The organism is Prevotella sp. P5-108 (assembly GCF_002251385.1).
In the GTDB taxonomy this organism is placed as follows: Bacteria; Bacteroidota; Bacteroidia; order Bacteroidales; family Bacteroidaceae; genus Prevotella.
Window position 1 is genome coordinate 261,794 of sequence record NZ_NPJJ01000043.1, and the last position, 16,965, is coordinate 278,758.

13 protein-coding genes are annotated in these 16,965 nt (G+C 45.8%); all 13 read right to left on the reverse strand.

The annotated features are described in order from the left end of the window. Positions 1-2 precede the first annotated feature (2 nt). On the reverse strand, positions 3-953 hold the full coding sequence (gene ftsY, locus CIK95_RS09260; protein WP_094466848.1) for a signal recognition particle-docking protein FtsY: 951 nt from the start codon (positions 951-953) through the stop codon (positions 3-5). 185 nt (positions 954-1,138) lie between these two features. Beyond that, on the reverse strand, positions 1,139-2,728 hold the full coding sequence (locus CIK95_RS09265) for a dipeptidase (protein ID WP_371591407.1): 1,590 nt from the start codon (positions 2,726-2,728) through the stop codon (positions 1,139-1,141). A 61-nt stretch (positions 2,729-2,789) separates the two neighbouring features. Beyond that, complete coding sequence (gene nadC, locus CIK95_RS09270; RefSeq protein WP_022311465.1) at positions 2,790-3,638, reverse strand: carboxylating nicotinate-nucleotide diphosphorylase; 849 nt, start codon at positions 3,636-3,638, stop codon at positions 2,790-2,792. Between the two features lie 36 nt (positions 3,639-3,674). After that, complete coding sequence (locus CIK95_RS09275; protein WP_094466849.1) at positions 3,675-4,640, reverse strand: DUF4296 domain-containing protein; 966 nt, start codon at positions 4,638-4,640, stop codon at positions 3,675-3,677. Then, a complete protein-coding gene (locus CIK95_RS09280; RefSeq protein WP_022311467.1) occupies positions 4,615-5,283 on the reverse strand; it encodes a lipoprotein signal peptidase in 669 nt (222 codons plus the stop codon). Before CIK95_RS09280 ends, CIK95_RS09275 begins: the two co-directional genes overlap by 26 nt. A gap of 1 nt (position 5,284) precedes the next feature. Beyond that, on the reverse strand, positions 5,285-5,665 hold the full coding sequence (locus CIK95_RS09285; RefSeq protein ID WP_094421370.1) for a molecular chaperone DnaK: 381 nt from the start codon (positions 5,663-5,665) through the stop codon (positions 5,285-5,287). Positions 5,666-5,735: 70 nt separating this feature from the next. Continuing rightward, the gene (ileS, locus tag CIK95_RS09290) at positions 5,736-9,353 is read right to left on the reverse strand and encodes an isoleucine--tRNA ligase (protein WP_094466850.1); all 3,618 of its coding nucleotides are present in this window, start codon (positions 9,351-9,353) and stop codon (positions 5,736-5,738) included. Positions 9,354-10,002: 649 nt separating this feature from the next. Beyond that, entirely contained in the window at positions 10,003-10,218 is a 216-nt protein-coding gene (locus tag CIK95_RS09295) for a hypothetical protein (RefSeq protein WP_022311470.1), read from the reverse strand. A gap of 99 nt (positions 10,219-10,317) precedes the next feature. Continuing rightward, entirely contained in the window at positions 10,318-10,908 is a 591-nt protein-coding gene (locus tag CIK95_RS09300) for an AbgT family transporter (protein ID WP_094387127.1), read from the reverse strand. After that, complete coding sequence (locus tag CIK95_RS09305) at positions 10,898-11,620, reverse strand: DUF5932 domain-containing protein (protein ID WP_094387126.1); 723 nt, start codon at positions 11,618-11,620, stop codon at positions 10,898-10,900. Before CIK95_RS09305 ends, CIK95_RS09300 begins: the two co-directional genes overlap by 11 nt. Before the next feature lie 12 nt (positions 11,621-11,632). Further along, the gene (locus CIK95_RS09310) at positions 11,633-15,148 is read right to left on the reverse strand and encodes a DUF5112 domain-containing protein (RefSeq protein ID WP_254046447.1); all 3,516 of its coding nucleotides are present in this window, start codon (positions 15,146-15,148) and stop codon (positions 11,633-11,635) included. A 30-nt stretch (positions 15,149-15,178) separates the two neighbouring features. After that, on the reverse strand, positions 15,179-15,850 hold the full coding sequence (locus tag CIK95_RS09315) for a bifunctional 4-hydroxy-2-oxoglutarate aldolase/2-dehydro-3-deoxy-phosphogluconate aldolase (protein ID WP_094466872.1): 672 nt from the start codon (positions 15,848-15,850) through the stop codon (positions 15,179-15,181). 19 nt (positions 15,851-15,869) lie between these two features. Further along, positions 15,870-16,895 carry a sugar kinase gene (locus CIK95_RS09320; protein WP_094421378.1) on the reverse strand — a complete coding sequence of 342 codons (1,026 nt, stop codon included), beginning with the start codon at positions 16,893-16,895 and terminating at the stop codon, positions 15,870-15,872. Between the last annotated feature and the right edge of the window lie 70 nt (positions 16,896-16,965).

A 16,965-nucleotide genomic window follows, 5' to 3' on the forward strand; every position in this document is an offset into this window, starting at 1 on the left:
TTTTACTTAAACAAAGAATCAACGAAATCCTTACGGTCAAAAAGTTGCAGGTCTTCCATCTTCTCACCAAGTCCGATGAACTTCACAGGCACTTTGAGCTGGTCTGAGATTCCTATAACAACGCCACCTTTGGCTGTGCCGTCAAGTTTGGTAATGGCAAGGCTGGTAATCTGGGTGACCGCACTGAACTGCTTAGCCTGCTCAAAGGCATTCTGACCGGTACTTCCGTCAAGGACAAGCATTACCTCGTCGGGTGCCTGGGGAAGAATCTTTTTCATTACGTCCTTGATTTTCTTGAGTTCGTTCATCAAGCCCACCTTATTGTGAAGGCGGCCTGCCGTATCAATAAGCACCACATCGGCATCGTTGGCCTTGGCACTCTGAAGAGTGTCGAAAGCAACGGAAGCGGGGTCTGCACCCATCTGCTGCTTGATAACAGGAACTCCTACCCGGTCGCCCCATATCTGCAACTGCTCAACAGCAGCGGCACGGAACGTATCGGCAGCACCGAGATAAACTTTCTTGCCAGCATGCTTGAATTGGTAGGCCAACTTGCCTATGGTAGTGGTCTTGCCCACACCATTGACTCCGACAACCAAAATAACATAGGGCTTATGGTCGCCAGGAAGATCCCAATTTGCAAAACTATCCTTATCATTCTCAGCAAGCAGAGTTGCGATTTCGTCACGAAGGATGGCATTCAGTTCGGAGGTAGAGACATACTTGTCGCGTGCTACACGCTGCTGGATGCGGTCAATAATCTTAATGGTCGTATCGACACCCACATCAGAGGTTATCAGCACTTCCTCCAAATCATCGAGAACCTCGTCGTCAACTTTGGATTTTCCGGCAACGGCGCGCGAAATCTTCTCAAAGACACTCTGCTTGGTTTTCTCTAATCCCTGATCCAGTGTTTCCTTCTTCTTCTTGCTAAAAAAATCAAAAATACCCATGAGTAACTTGTTTATTATTATATATTTGCAAAGTTACGGTATTTTTTCCAATTAGGCGAAGCAATGTTTTCATTTCTTTAACAGCTGATAAAAAAATAAACATGGAAGAAATGAATATGAACATAATGAAATAAAAAACCTTGCAATCTGTAACAATTGCAAGGTTATATGATTTTTTTATCAGACTACTCTGGAGACTGGAACTTCGTCCCTGTAGTCTTGACAAACTGGCGGGCAAACTGTTCAGGATAACCCTCTCGCTTTACACGGGCTCCCAATCCTGTCTTGGTACGCAGGAAAGTACGTCCTTCGGTGGGCTTGACAACCATATCATTGTATTTAACAATGAGGAAAGTAGCAAGTTCACGCCATGTAGCAAGCATGTTCTGAGCCTGAGTGTTGCTATAATCGTTGAGATATTTGAGAGCAGCAGCCTTATCCTTATTATATAAGGTGAGGGCTTCGTCTTCAACACTCTTTTGCTGAGCAAAATAACTATTCTCCAAACTGTCACGCACCTCACGCAAAGTGGGGAACATCTGGCTATAACGGGGATAAACCATATTGCTTACCCAGTTGCAAACCCAATAAGCATTGCGGTCTGAGAATGTAACAGCATCAGCTCCAGGCGTATTATAACACTCGGGCTGCACGGTATTGCCACAATATATGGGAGTATAGGCTATCATATTGCCATCATCGTTACCCCACCATATAACGCCTCCAATCTCACGAGGCAACCACGAGCGCATCTGGCTGACATAACTGAAAGCAGACTGCTGGGTACTGGTCGGGCGCTCATTGAAATACTTGACGCCATCAACCGTATATGACAACGGAGTGGGACGATAAGGCATCTGCCAGATACCGCCACCCATATCAAGAGTATCGGTGGCAAGAGGAGTGCCTTCGTAATGGTCTCGCATACATGCCTGCACCTCCTGGACAGAGACCTTGTGGTCGGGAACAATCCACAAAGGCATATCTTCGGCATCTTTATCTTTACCCAATGCCCATGGGAGATAACGGTCGAAGCCCTTGTCAAAATGACGGAAGAAACTCCAAACGCGTGCGTCGCAGAATCGGCGCCCGCCGAAATCGGGAGCTGCATATACCCACTTCCAAGAGAAATCGGCGTCCTTGCCAGTAAACCATCCCTTAGAACGAGCAAAGCTGATTACATCCTTGGAATAAAGGACATTCTTCTTGTCCTTCATATTGAATTTGCCTATGCGGCTCTGGTTGGCATGGGCACAAATGGCATTGTCGGGAATACGCATAGCCACCCAAACCACGCTCTTGGAACCAGGTCCCTTGCCCATCATCTCCATAATCCAGGCCTCGTTGGGGTCACAGATGGTAAATGTCTCGCCACTACTATTGAAGCCGTAAGTCTCTGCCAGCGTGGTCATCACCTCAATGGCTTCGCGGGCCGTACGGCTACGCTGAAGCGCGATGTATATAAGGCTACCATAATCAAGAATACCGGTAGGGTCTATCATCTCTTCACGTCCACCATAGGTGGTTTCGCCAATAGTAACCTGATATTCGTTGATATTGCCAATCACATTATATGTAACAGGTGCCTCGGGGATGGCTCCATGATATTCACCATTATCCCAATCATAAATCTGGCGCATAGTTCCCTTGGGATGAATTCCCGCAGGATAGTGGGCAAGATTGATGAACATGCCATAATCATCGGCATTATAAGTGCAGATGACCGAACCATCGGTAGAAGCCTGTTTTCCCACAATAAAATTGGTACAGGCCATACTGCTTGCACTCACCAATGAGAAGATAAATGCTATGATATAACGATACATAGGCGAAAGATTAACAGGCTTTGAAACTCATATCAAGGCCCTTTACAGAATGAGTAAGAGCACCGACAGAAACATAATCTACACCTTGCTCGGCATAGCTGCGAATGGTATCAAGGGTTATATTGCCACTCGACTCAACCTCATAACGATGATTGATGAGATCTACAGCCTTCTTGGTATCTGCCACAGTAAAGTTGTCAAGCATGATACGATTTACACCGCCACATTCAAGAACCTGATTGAGCTCATCGAAATTACGAACCTCAATCTCAATCTTCAGGTCAAGGTTGCGTTCCTTAAGATAAGCATGACAACGGTTGATAGCGTTGGATATACCACCAGCGAAATCAATATGATTGTCTTTGAGTAATATCATATCAAAAAGACCGATACGATGGTTTACGCCACCGCCAATCTTGACTGCCATCTTTTCAAGCATTCGCATACCAGGAGTGGTTTTACGTGTGTCGAGAACATGTGCACCAGTACCTTCTATACGCTCTACATAACGATGGGTCATTGTGGCAATACCGCTCATACGCTGCATGATATTGAGCATAAGACGCTCGGTCTGCAGCAAAGACCTTACCTTGCCAGTTACAACCATTGCGATATCGCCACGATGAACCTTGGCTCCATCATTAATGAGTACCTCTACAACCATAGTTGGGTCGAAGCGGGCAAAAACTTCCTTGGCAATTTCTACACCGGCAAGGATTCCATCTTCCTTGATGAGGAGATGAGACTTACCCATAGCATCTTCAGGGATGCAACATAGTGTGGTGTGGTCACCATCACCAATATCTTCTGCAAAAGACAAATCAATCAGTCTGTCTATTAATTCGTTAACACTCTGCATGACTTGAATAATTTTATTTGACACTAAATTAATGAGTTATTTCAACTTTGTGGGCTCTACCTTCAACGTCCTATCAATTTGCTGCACTTGCCCAGAAGCGCTTTGTGGGAGGGACAAAGGTTTGCGGGGGATTGGGGGCACATTAACCGGACGTATTTCCGATGTGTCTGCATCATTCGGTAATGTAGCCGGCTGTGGCTTGGAGTGCATTCTTACCAATTGTATGTTATTGATAAACATAAGCTGCAAAGTAGTAGCCGACTCCAGTTGGCTTTGGCTCTTGCTCAAAATAAAGTAGCCACGAATCTCCTTAATGCCTACCCGCCCATAATCAGACAAGTTTACCGTCTGATGACATGGTATAGAAACTTGAGTGAAAGAAGAAACGATGCTGTCATTTGCCAATGTGATAGCAAGAAGCACACAAGCATTGCGCATTCCGTCTTGATAGATGAAATTACAATTAAATGCCAATGCAAAGGCATCGCCAGCATGATATGAGGTATCACACTTTATAACAAAGCTCTTCTGATTGAATGGAGCTTGGGGAATAAGTGTAAGAGAACGCGTTTCGCTCCATACATTGGCAGTATCTCCTGTCGCACCCAATGTGCCAAGACTGCCCAACTCTGATGTCGACACTCCCAAAGAGCCTGCCTCAGCGCGCAGGCGGTCCTCAAGTTTGTCATATATCTTAGAAAGCTCGTCGGTATGACGCATATAATAGGTCAGCGAACGGTCAAACTGCTCCTGTGTAATCCCATGTTTGCGAAGAACCGCATCCTCATAAATACGCTCCCATTCTCCAGGATTCCCCTGCTGAGAAGCCAAACTCTTAGAAAGATGATAGTCGTACATAACATCCTCCATTTCTCCACGTGACAGAATGTCTGAAGGCAAGGATGGCTTACATCCTTGCATAAATATAAGCAGAAATGAAACGGATATAAAGGAGAGTACCTCACCTAACATCCTTTTATTTTTGTTCTGAATTATCAACATCCTTCTTGTTAGATTGGGAAAAAAGAGATAAGGTCTCAAGCTCTTTGCGACAAACTAAGAGCAACATAACCACACCTACGCTAATGCAAGCATCAGCAAAGTTGAATACGGGTGAGAAGAAAATGAATTCAGAGCCACCAACCATTGGAACCCATGAAGGCCACGTCGTTACGATGATTGGGAAATAGAACATGTCTACCACCTTTCCCATCAGGAATGGAGCATAGCCAGTGCCAAAGGGAACAACAGAGGAAACGTCAAATGGGGTTGAAGCATCAAAGACAAGCCCATAGAACATAGAGTCAAATATATTTCCTGCAGCCCCGGCAAATACCATAGACAACAAAATGATATAACAATAGCGGGCACGTACTTTTATCTGGCGATGAATATACCAACCTATAATGCAGATAGCAGCTATACGCAATAGGCTAAGCAGGAACTTGTTGATAAACGTCATGCCATACGCCATACCATTGTTTTCCACGAAATCGATATAAAACCAATCAGTTATATGGATGGCATCACCCAAGCACATATTAGTCTTGACCAGAATCTTGATAATCTGGTCAATAACCAATAGCACCACAATAAGCAGAACCGAGAGACGTCCTCGGGTCACAACATTTCTAATATCCTTCATTTTATTGCTTGCGAGCATTTTTTGACGCCACGCTCAGAGTGGCATGGGGCACCGCGCGTAAACGCTCCTTTGGTATAAGCTCACCTGTCATACGGTCTATACCATAGGTTTTGTTGTCTATACGAATCAATGCCGCCTCCAAACCTTGGATAAACTTCTGATGCCGTGCCGCCATCTCCACCAACTGTTCCTTGGATTGGGTAAGACTACCCTCCTCCAATGCTTTATATGTAGGAGATGTATCATCAACATCATTGGTATCCTGATTCATCAGCCTACGCATTACCTTGCTATAACTCTCACGTGCAACTGCCAGTTTGTCATTAATAATAGCGCGGAACTCCTGGAGTTCTTCATCGCTGTAACGTACCTTAGTTTCCATGCATCGGTGATTTAGGTTAACCATGACGCAGACATCGCTTGACAACTGCGCCATGGTTGGATTATTATTATTAAATTTTAGTTACTTGTATGCGAACGACAAAATTATCGAACTCTACATCTGTCCCAGCATTGTCCTCCACAGAGATACTATCGGCCAAAACTTGAGTTTTCACATAATCCTCGTAGTTGGCAATAGCCTTGGCAATACTGTCATTAGGACTGACCTTTATTGCTATGCGGTCAGTAATTTCAAGACCAGCGTCCTTTCGCATGTTCTGAATGCGATTAATGAGTTCACGTGCCATACCTTCATTGAGCAAATCTTCGGTCAGTTCAACCTCCAATGCCACAGTGAGATTTCCATCATTGGAAACGAGCCATCCAGGGATATCCTCGCTGATGATTTCGACATCTGCTACATCAACGGTGACAGGAGCACCATCGATATCAAACGAAATGCTACCATTCTGTTCCAACAATGCTATCGCGTCTTGATCCAAGCCATCCATATGGGCAGCAACACTCTTCATCAGCTTGCCGAACTTTTTGCCCATCACGCGGAAGTTGCACTTTACCTTCTTCACGAGGAATCCAGAATTCTCTACAAAGTTGACCTCCTTGACATTCACCTCATTCTTAATAAGGTCTTTGACAGCGCAGATACGCTGCTTCTGCTTGTCGTCGATGGCGGGAATCATCAGTTGGGCCAAAGGCTGACGAACCTTGATGTTAACTTTACGACGGAGAGCCAAAGTCATGGATGTTATCTTCTGAGCGATATCCATGCGGGCTTCAAGTTCGGCATCAATGGCCTCGGTATCAGCCACAGGATAACTCTCCAGATGCACACTCTCCATCTTTCCACCAAGGTCGTGATAGAGACGATCAGCATAGAACGGAGCAAACGGTGCAACGAGCTTGGCTACAGTCATCAGACATGAATAAAGTGTCTGATAGGCATTGAGCTTATCGCTGTCCATTTCTTTGCCCCAGAAGCGTTTACGGTTGAGGCGTACATACCAGTTGCTCAAATCATCGTTGACGAAATTGTCTATCAAACGGCCTGCTCTTGTTGGATCATAATCATTCAACTGCTTGCAGACATTAATAATCAAAGAATTGGCCTTGGAAATAATCCAACGGTCAATCTCTGGGCGTTCTGCCAGATTGCCTTGATTAAGCATGGTCTCTGGGTCAAAACCATCAACGTTGGCATAAAGAGCCAAGAAGCTATATGTATTATATAATGTACCGAAGAACTTGCGACGAACTTCATCCACGCCTTCAGGATCAAACTTGAGATTATCCCATGGCTCACTGTTGGTCATCATATAGAAGCGTACAGGGTCAGCACCATACTTCTCCATCATTTCAAATGGATTGGTCACATTGCCCACATGCTTACTCATCTTATTGCCTTTGGCATCAAGAACCAAGCCGGTAGAAATAACATTCTTGAATGCTACACTATCGAATATCATTGTAGCAATAGCATGAAGCGTGAAGAACCATCCTCGAGTCTGGTCGACTCCTTCGTTGATAAAGTCGGCTGGGAAATAGGCTGGAGGTATTGGCGTTCCATCGTAATCAGAGTGTATCATAGCCTGACGATCGGCTTCTGTACCGCGTGCCATCTCTCCCTCGAATGGATAGTGCAGCTGTGCATAGGGCATAGAGCCACTATCAAACCAAACATCTATCAGGTCGGTTTCACGATACATTGGTTTACCTGCGGCATTGACAAGCACGATATTGTCCACATAAGGGCGGTGGAGGTCTATACGGTCATAATTCTCCTGAGAATAATCTCCAGGAACGAATCCATTGTCTTTCAGAGGATTGCTCTTCATCACGCCAGCCTCTACCGAGCGCTCAATTTCATTGTAGAGTTCTTCGACACTACCGATACACTTCTCGTTACGATTGGAATCGCGCCAAATAGGGAGCGGCGTACCCCAGAAACGAGAACGCGAAAGGTTCCAGACGTTGAGGTTCTCCAGCCAGTTGCCAAAGCGTCCACTTCCTGTTGACTCGGGCTGCCAATTGATGGTCTTGTTGAGTTCCACCATTCTCTCTTTAGCAGCGGTATCTTTGATAAACCAAGAATCAAGAGGATAGTACAAAATTGGCTTGTCCGTACGCCAGCAGTGAGGATAATTGTGCACATGCTTCTCTGTACGGAGAGCCTTACCCTCCATCTTGAGTTCCATACACAATACCACGTTCAAGTCTTCGGCCTTGTCGGATGCAGCCTTGTCCCATACTCCGTTCTCGTTGAAGCGTGGATCATAAGCATTCTTGACATAATCACCCGCATGGTTAGCATACAAATCTTTGTCCACACAAGCATTGACAAAGTTAGTATCCAGGTCTTCAATGAGATAGAACTTACCCTGCAAATCTACCATCGGACGAGTCTCGCCCTTTTTATTAATAAGGTATAGAGCCGGAATATTGGCATCTTTGGCTACCTTGGCGTCGTCGGCACCGAACGTAGGAGCAATGTGAACAATGCCAGTACCGTCGTCTGTAGTCACATAATCGCCCAAGATTACGCGGAAAGCCTGGTCATTCATTTCAACAAAACAATCACGACCATCCTCGCTGGCAAAAACCTTTTCCGGATGAGCCTCGGCATAATCGCTTACAAAGGCGGGTGACAGATCATTAAGTTTCTCGCAAGGCTTGACCCACGGCATGAGCTGGCGATAGTGGTATCCTTCAAGTTCAGTACCCTTCATGCGGTCCACGATGCGCCAAGGGCATATCTTCTTGTCTTTGTCAAATGCAGGCAGATCTCCCTCTTTGGCTTCATGATCGGCCTTGAGGTATGAAGTCACGAGGTTTTCGGCCATAATCATGGTCATTGGCTCGCCCGAATAGGGATTATATGTCTCCACAGCCACATAGTCAATCTTGGGGCCTACGCAGAGCGCCACATTGGAGGGCAATGTCCATGGAGTGGTAGTCCATGCCACAAAGTATGGAGTTCCCCACTTGGTCCACTCCTCTTTGGGATTGACGATTTCAAACTGAGCTGTTACGGTAAGGTCCTTGACATCGCGGTAGCATCCCGGCTGATTGAGCTCATGACTCGAAAGACCGGTTCCGGCACCGGGGCTGTAAGGCTGGATAGTATAACCCTTATAGAGCAGTCCCTTATTATAAAGCTGCTTGAGAAGCCACCAAAGGGTCTCAATGTATTTGTTGTCGTAAGTGATGTAGGGATGGTCAAGATCTACGAAATATCCCATCTCCTCGGTAAGTTGACGCCACTCAGCGGTAAACTTCATTACGTTTTCACGACACTTATGGTTGTACTCTTCCGTTGAGATATACTTGTCAGAAGCCTTGTTATCAATATCTTTTTTGGTAATGCCAAGTTCTTTCTCCACGCCCAATTCTACAGGAAGTCCATGAGTGTCCCATCCTGCCTTGCGGTGTACCTGCATTCCCTGCATGGTCTTATAGCGATTGAATGTATCCTTGATGGCACGTGCCAGAACATGATGGATACCAGGGTGACCATTGGCTGAAGGAGGACCTTCAAAAAATATAAATTGGGGATTTCCATCACGCTCATCAATACTTTTGTGGAAGATATCATTCTTCTTCCACTCTTCCAATACGCTCTTGTTAACCTCAACAAGATTCAAGCCATTGTGTTCGGCAAATTTCTTAGCCATATTACCTATGTTTGCGTTTAATACCTATTATACCTGTTTTTTTTAATTTGGCAAAGTTACACAAAAAAATCGATGATATGCACAATTTAAGAGGTTTTTTATGTATGGCGCTATCACAAACAAGCATTTAGTGCAGGTTCGGCAATAGGGAACGGCACCAATTGTCTATCAATAGTCCTTTGTACAATAAGCGTAAGTTGTATTAGACGGAAAAAGACAATCTGCCAAAGTTCCAAGTATATTTACAAAGAATTTGTTTTAAGGTTTCCTTCATTCTGAATGATAGCAAGCAGAATGGCAGTGATTCTCAGAAACCGCGCGAAACGTTTGAAAGCTACCTCATAGGGACACAAAGACCGAAACAGGACCCACGAATAATCCTGATACTGTTTCTTTTAGCAATTAAATCACGAATTGAAAAAATACATATTGGCAACCACTATTTCAGACTTGGATATTTTCGATTCACGATGCTATTTGCATTTGAAAATGTCCTTAACGATGATTCCTCCATTTGGACGTCATAAACAATGCGTCAAATTCGAGTTTTCTGCAAAAGGCAATTGGGCAAAATGCATGTCTCAATGCACTTTGCCCAATACTAATTTCTGCCGACCACAGTTCGGCAATTCCATACTTTTCAGCAGGCCTATACAGACTTATAGCCCTTTGTGCTAATGGTTTCAATTACTTCCTTGATACCCATCTCCTTGCCGTCTGGGCTACGGTGAGCTGCCTCATGATGGGCGGCTTCGATTTCTTCTTCAGACACGGTGTATCCAAAGAACTTGCCCTTAAACTCGGCTACAGCCCAACCAATGAGGGCCACAACGAACAATGCTAATACGCAAAAAAATACATTCATATTTGTCTATCTGTTTTTAATAGGTGCAAAATTAACAAATAATACTGAAACTAAAGGCGTTTTGACCTTAATTTTTATCATCACTCAAACATTTGCCATTTATAGGTCGAATACGTAGCCTATCGTAGAGCAAAGCAGCACGATGAGCACGTAGAAAACAAAAAGATGTCCACCACTTCTAAATCCTGCTACCAGCGAATTGTAGGCGCCCGCCAGTCCATCTATTTTTCCCGCCCCTACTCCAAATGTGAGCCCTGATATAATCAATGTCACGCAAGTGACCGGCACGAGACAATGAAGGAAACTACTATGATTGACAGTACCCGTAGCCGTAAGCAGCAAGGGCTGAGGCAAAAGGGTAAGAAGGGCCATTATCACTACGACAATGGTCAATTCGAGCATTACCACGCGCAGGGCAAACCGTTCTTTTACTCCAAGCGGACGGCGGAGCCTGAACAGTTGGCTCTCTGTCAAAGGGCCATATGCCATAACACCCAACACGAGCCAGATAAGCAAAGGCGACGAGAGGGTGTATACAAACCTGCCGAACAACCAGCGTATGCCTTCTGCGCTCAGGAGCGAGCGTAGGTCTGCCGTGGGATTTAGTGCTGTAAGTATCCATGAGAGCAGCACAAGCATTATCCAAGCCACCAACAAAGTCAACGCCGTCTGAGGGAGTCTATTCTTCATCGGGATGCAGGTTATCAATGTCAAGTATGCGCAGCTCGAGAGCCCTTACCACCAGTCTCGTGGCATTTACTCCCATACGGTTTCCGTCGGGGAAGAGTTTTTGTACCAGCTCATTCTGACGCTTTTCCAAACTCTTCACGCCAAAAGGCATACCGCGCAGATTGGTAATTTGCTCTTTGGTATACCCCAGGGCAAGATGTCGCAGAAAACGCTCATCGTACTCATCAATCTCATAGTCAATCAGCGACTCGGTACGCATAAGGCTACTCCCGACACTATGTTTGAATCGCTCTACTATCTTCTCGAGTATGGGCTGATTGAAAACCAGACGTTTACCGCTCATACAGCTGGCAACATCACCTCGGGTGAGCAATTCGCCACTCTTCAGAATAATTCCGTCGCAACCAGCATCGAGCACATCCACCCAGAGTTTCTCATTAAGTATCTCTCCTGTAAAGATAAGGACCTTAACCCCTGGATAATTCTCTTTGGTATATCTGCACAACTCAACGCCCACAGTGGTAGAGCCACCAAGGCCCAGGTCGAGCAACACCAAATCGGGCTGATGCTGCTTCATGAGCTTAAAATAGTTCTGCTCATTGTCTGCTGTTCCAATAATTACGGCTTCGGGAATCTCATTTTTGAAGATACCTTCGGTTCCTTTGAGTTCGAGAGGAACATCCTCTACTATGACTACTTGAAATTTTTCCATATCTGTAAGTTGTTACGTTTCTGGTTGAGATTGTACGCCTTGCTGTTTGGCAAAGAATGAGGTGTTTCGCGGAATCACAAGCATCACCACAATGCCTGTCTCTGCGGGGCTTGCCTTGATACCACACGCGCGAGCCTGGCTTACTTCGCCGAGCTCCCTTATTATCTGTCGACACATCAAATATCTCACATCTTTGGTAGATGGTGTAAAGAGCTGCCGACACTCTTGCTCTGTCAGCTTGACGTTAGGCATGGGTATCCGCACTGTCTGATATTGTCCGTCACTTGTATGGGCAGTCCATGTTACGCGAGCCTGATTAATGCTGGACAATATATCCAACAACATTTCCCACATTTCACCATCTATGCGCATAGGCGTCTCTGTCTGTCGCAATGCTTGCTGGCTCAATATGTCATAAAGCGACTTATAGTATCCGGTCACCTCATCGAGAGCATCACAGTCTATAGGACTGGTATCCACTATTTGCCTGATACGCGAGGGATAGTACATCGTCTCATGCTTAAGAGTGGAAAGGCAGTTGTCGAGCACACTGTTGCTTACGTGCAGACGCGCCACTTCATATTGGCGTCGATTGAGCTCATCCGTTTCCATTTCAATGGCATCCCGCTGCTTTTCATTATAGACCACCTGCTGCCGAAGGTCATTGCAAATCTGTGCCACAAGACGGTCAAGCTGTCGGACATCATTATCAAATGAAACTTTAGGCATCACCCAGATTTTACTGATTTTTAGCAACTTATTCTCCGGCCGATCATCTTCCATCAGCAGGTTGTTTATGAGTTTCAGTCTATCCAGACAAAGCCTATACATCAGCCTATAACGATAATAGAATATGTAGTATGCTGGAAAAAGGACAAGCAGCAAGAGTATCAGAATGATAATAGCAACATTCTTGTTTGTTTCTGCCTTCTGCATAACCTGCACATAATTGCTCAGCGACTGGTCGGCACTGCGCAGGCGGAACAGCTGGGTATATGCCTGGTTATTGTATTCATAGAGCTTCCATCTGTGCAGCGCCAAGGCAGCTACCGCTATCTCATTGCGCATATTTAGAATAGTAGTATAGTCGGCCTCCACCCCACTCCGGAACCACTTTAATTCAGCCGCCTCTTTGCCAGTACTGTCATAAATAGCCATCAAATCGACAGAAGTCCGGTGCTTATGTGTATAACCCCGTCTGCCGTTAAGTGCTTGCATACAGCTATCGGCCATAACGAGTGCTTGGTGGTAGCGTCCGTCAACATTGCATTGATAGATGGAGTCAGCATATTTACGAACTTTATCAGACATATCGTACCCGAATGTGGTAGATACTGTCAAAGACATAAAGAGTCCTATAAACAATCTCACAACACCCACCGGAAGTCTGAACCAGAATCTGCTACCCGTGCCGGTATTCTCAGCTCCGATTGCACATTGGGCGAAGATAGGACTTACCTTCTTGTATTTTTCAATAATTCCCTTGCAATTCATCAGTCCAAACCCATGCCCTTTTCCGTCTTGCACCGCGCCGGAGGTATCTACTATCGGCTTATGGTCAAAGAGATGCTTCAACTGAGTATCACTCATCCCGGGCCCGGTGTCGCAAATACTGATTTCGGCACAAGTGTCATGGCGTATTGCATAGATTTCCACATGCCCATCTTCGGGAGTGAATTTACGTGCATTGTCCGCCATCGTATTTATCATAAAAAGCGTGAGGGTCTTGTCTGCCTTGACCGTCAGGTCGGTCTTTTGTATATCGAGAGAGATTCCTTTAAGCTGAAATCCCATCTTGCTTTTGGCCACGATATCAAACAATGATTGTAGAGCAAAACTTTCGATATGTAGATTGAGTTGACCTTGGCGTAGTCTTATCCAATCGGTCAACACTTCGTTATACTTGTTGATTTGGTCTGTGAGTTCAGCGATATACTCTATTCGTTCGTTGTTGGTATCACCTACCTTGCGTAGCATTCTTACTTCATGAAGCATGCGGTCGATAAAGGGTGTTATGCTGGTTACCAAAGATAACTTGGCCCTCTGCTCGAGGTTGCGGCGGCGGTTCTGCGTCAGGTGCAGCTTTTCTATCTCTATCATTTCGCATATCTCGTCGCTCTTCTCCATCTGCCGACTCATTTGTCGGTCATTGAGTTCTTTCCACTTACGCAGAGACATGAGCAACGATTCAATATCACTGCTTCGGTCGGTTTTTTTTCTCTTCAGGTAAAGGACTATGAGCAGGGTTACCAATACTACAAGCACTACAAGTATAGCTGCTATCATCGAGTTGAGCAGTTTGGCCGACTTGTCCAACTGCTCGGCACGCGCCTCAAGCTGCCGGTCTTGTCGCGTTTTCTCCTGCATGTCGAGATAGATATTGCGGTTATAATCACTGTTGGGTTTGTCATCGATGGCAGAATAAGCCAGTGACAGTTGTTCCCGAATAGAGGCTACCAGGTCAGGGGCACGCTCTATAACTGTGTCTTCCTCAAGAGCGTTATGCAGACAAATGAGTGACGAGCGGTAATCATTGAGTGCCCAATAACATTTTGCAAGAGTACGATAAGCACCAGCTGTCTGATAGACGTCACCATAATGCTGGAAAATATGCAGCGCACGCTGTGCGAGATTTCCAGCAAAGAGCGAATCGGGCATATCATCATTGTTGATATAACTCATCGCAGGCTGGTTATTATCTAAAAGTCTGGAGAGTGCACGGGTATCTACGAGGTGCTCACTCATGCCCTGCAGAGCCTGAGCTTCAAAGAATGGGATGCCCTCTTGGCGGGCAAGGACATAACACTTGATAAGGCTTTCGAATTCAAGTTGTTCGACTTTCTCCTGAGTCCGCGCACGAATGATACCTCCCGAACCTACATTATATAAATAATTGAGAAGTTGTAGGGTGTCTTCTTTAAGATAGTCGCTCTGGGAAAGGTGGGCCAGTTCGTCGTGCGACTGGTTGGGCAATCCCATGTAATAAAAATAGACCGAAGCAACGATGTAAAACTCTGAACAGGCATAAGCAAAACGATGTTGCTGGTGTAAGTTAAGCAGACGGCTTTCCTCCTCTATCCGGTGCAGCCGACCAAGAGCCCTCTCCCTATAAACATAGAAATCCTTGTTATAGGATTTACGTTGGCAGAGGCGCATCATCTGCACGTCAGCAACGAGCAATTCCACCTGATTGTTAGTTATCCTGTCGAGGTTTCCAATGAGCGTTTTCACACTGTCATAGTCCATCTTTGCCATACTGACAAAGGCAAGATGATTAAGGGCTTCCGCTTTTCCGTCCGGGTAGTCAGACGACAGCTGCAGGGCCTGGCGTGCATAGTAGGCCGTGCTGTCCAGGTTACGGTAATGGTAGGCATAGGCTTGCGAGTTGAGACCGTCTATGCGTTCCGCCGTAGGGTTTGTGCACGACATAAGCCATGAAAGGCTCCATATACCGACAAGCGATATAATAAAGCCTTTCAGGAAACGAGCATACTTTGGGTTTGCCTTTATGTCGTCATTGCTATTCATTGCGTAAGCCTATAGTGGCTGAATATTTGGTTATTGGCGCGCCTTGGCGACATAACCTAATGCCTCAACACATTTGTCTGTAATAGCCTGCCAATTGCCTTGGGCTATCACATCCTTTGGAAAGAGCTTGCTGCCCATGCCGACACAGAGCACCCCACTCTTAATCCATGCGGTGAGGTTGTCTTCTTCGGGACTTACGGCTCCTGTCACCATGATATTACTCCAGCGCAAAGGCGCCATGACATTCTTAACGAACGACGGTCCGCCCACATTTCCTGCGGGGAAGACCTTAGTCACATCACAGCCAGCAGCCTGGGCGTTGCTGATTTCACTTACCGATCCGCACCCGGGGCTGTAAGGGACAAGGCGACGGTTGCAGACAGTAGCTATCTCAGCGTTGAAATTGGGGCCGACAATGAAATTGGCGCCAAGTTGCATATACAGGGCTGCAGTGGGGGCATCTATTACAGTGCCAGCTCCCAAAATCATTTCCGGGCAGGCTGCAGCAGCCCATTTTGCGAGTTCTCCAAATATCTCATGGGCAAAATCACCACGATTGGTAAACTCGAATACTCTTACACCTCCCTTGTAGCAGGCACTGATTACCTGCTTACATATCTCTGGGTCGCTATTGTAAAAAACAGGCACCATACCGGTATCATGCATGGCCTGTATCACTTGAACTTTATTAAATCTTGCCATAATTGTATGTCTTTTGTTTTTATCGCTGCACTCTTCCAGAAGCGTCGCCACCAGCAAGGTTCTCCACCTCTTCTCGGCTTACCATATTAAAATCGCCTGGTATCGTGTGCTTCAGGGCTGATGCAGCTACAGCGAACTCCAAAGCACGCGCTTGGTCTCCGTCATATGCAATGAGGCCATGTATCAATCCACCAGAGAACGAGTCTCCTCCACCCACGCGGTCAATTATGGGAAGTATGTCATAGTGCTTGCTTTCATAGAACTGCTGCCCATCATAACTCAGCGCCTTCCATCCATTGTGCGATGCCGATTTGCTTTCCCTCAATGTACTCACTACGTACTTGAATCCGAATTCTTGCATCATTCCCTTGAATATGCCATAATATCCATGAGCATCAGTCTGACCCTTTTCCACATCTGCTTCGGGAGTAAAGCCCAAACAGAGCTTTGCATCTTCCTCATTACCTATACACACATCTACATACTGCATGAGTGGACGCATCACTTGCTGTGCCTTGGCAGATGTCCACAGCTTCTTGCGGAAATTGAGGTCGCAACTTACGGTCACACCATGACGCTTGGCAGCCTGACATGCCATAAGGGTAAGCGTGGCAGCCTTGTCGCTGATGGCGGGCGTAATGCCACTCCAGTGAAACCAGTCGGCGTCTTTCATAATCGCATCAAAATCGAAGTCCTCGGCAGTAGCTTCGGCCATTGAGCTTCCGGCACGGTCATAGATTACCTTGGAGGGACGCATCGATGCACCGCTTTCCAGATAGTAGATGCCCAATCTATTACCGCCACGGGCTATATAATCGCAGTGTACCCCATAGCGTCGGAGGGCGTTAAGGGCACACTGTCCAATTTCATGTTCGGGAAGTTTGCTAACGAAATAAGCCTCATGTCCATAGTTGGCGCAACTTACTGCCACATTGGCCTCGCCGCCTCCATATACTACATCAAAGGAATCACTCTGAACAAAACGTTTCTGTCCTGGTGACGAGAGACGAAGCATGATTTCGCCCATTGTTACGATTTTTGCCATTTTTCTTATTTTAGATTATCTGTTTATTGTCATCAAGCAAAAGTACACATAATTTATATAATAAGGAAAG

What these genes read in the sequence shown, in the direction of transcription:
- nadC (WP_022311465.1), bottom strand. Translation starts at nt 3,638, where the DNA reads ATGCAGAGTGTTAACGAATTAATAGACAGACTGATTGATTTGTCTTTT.
- CIK95_RS09315 (WP_094466872.1), bottom strand. Translation starts at nt 15,850, where the DNA reads ATGGCAAGATTTAATAAAGTTCAAGTGATACAGGCCATGCATGATACC.
- ftsY (WP_094466848.1), bottom strand. Translation starts at nt 953, where the DNA reads ATGGGTATTTTTGATTTTTTTAGCAAGAAGAAGAAGGAAACACTGGAT.
- CIK95_RS09280 (WP_022311467.1), bottom strand. Translation starts at nt 5,283, where the DNA reads ATGAAGGATATTAGAAATGTTGTGACCCGAGGACGTCTCTCGGTTCTG.
- CIK95_RS09300 (WP_094387127.1), bottom strand. Translation starts at nt 10,908, where the DNA reads ATGAAGAATAGACTCCCTCAGACGGCGTTGACTTTGTTGGTGGCTTGG.
- CIK95_RS09275 (WP_094466849.1), bottom strand. Translation starts at nt 4,640, where the DNA reads ATGTTGATAATTCAGAACAAAAATAAAAGGATGTTAGGTGAGGTACTC.
- CIK95_RS09320 (WP_094421378.1), bottom strand. Translation starts at nt 16,895, where the DNA reads ATGGCAAAAATCGTAACAATGGGCGAAATCATGCTTCGTCTCTCGTCA.
- CIK95_RS09305 (WP_094387126.1), bottom strand. Translation starts at nt 11,620, where the DNA reads ATGGAAAAATTTCAAGTAGTCATAGTAGAGGATGTTCCTCTCGAACTC.
- ileS (WP_094466850.1), bottom strand. Translation starts at nt 9,353, where the DNA reads ATGGCTAAGAAATTTGCCGAACACAATGGCTTGAATCTTGTTGAGGTT.
- CIK95_RS09295 (WP_022311470.1), bottom strand. Translation starts at nt 10,218, where the DNA reads ATGAATGTATTTTTTTGCGTATTAGCATTGTTCGTTGTGGCCCTCATT.
- CIK95_RS09285 (WP_094421370.1), bottom strand. Translation starts at nt 5,665, where the DNA reads ATGGAAACTAAGGTACGTTACAGCGATGAAGAACTCCAGGAGTTCCGC.
- CIK95_RS09265 (WP_371591407.1), bottom strand. Translation starts at nt 2,728, where the DNA reads ATGGCCTGTACCAATTTTATTGTGGGAAAACAGGCTTCTACCGATGGT.
- CIK95_RS09310 (WP_254046447.1), bottom strand. Translation starts at nt 15,148, where the DNA reads ATGAATAGCAATGACGACATAAAGGCAAACCCAAAGTATGCTCGTTTC.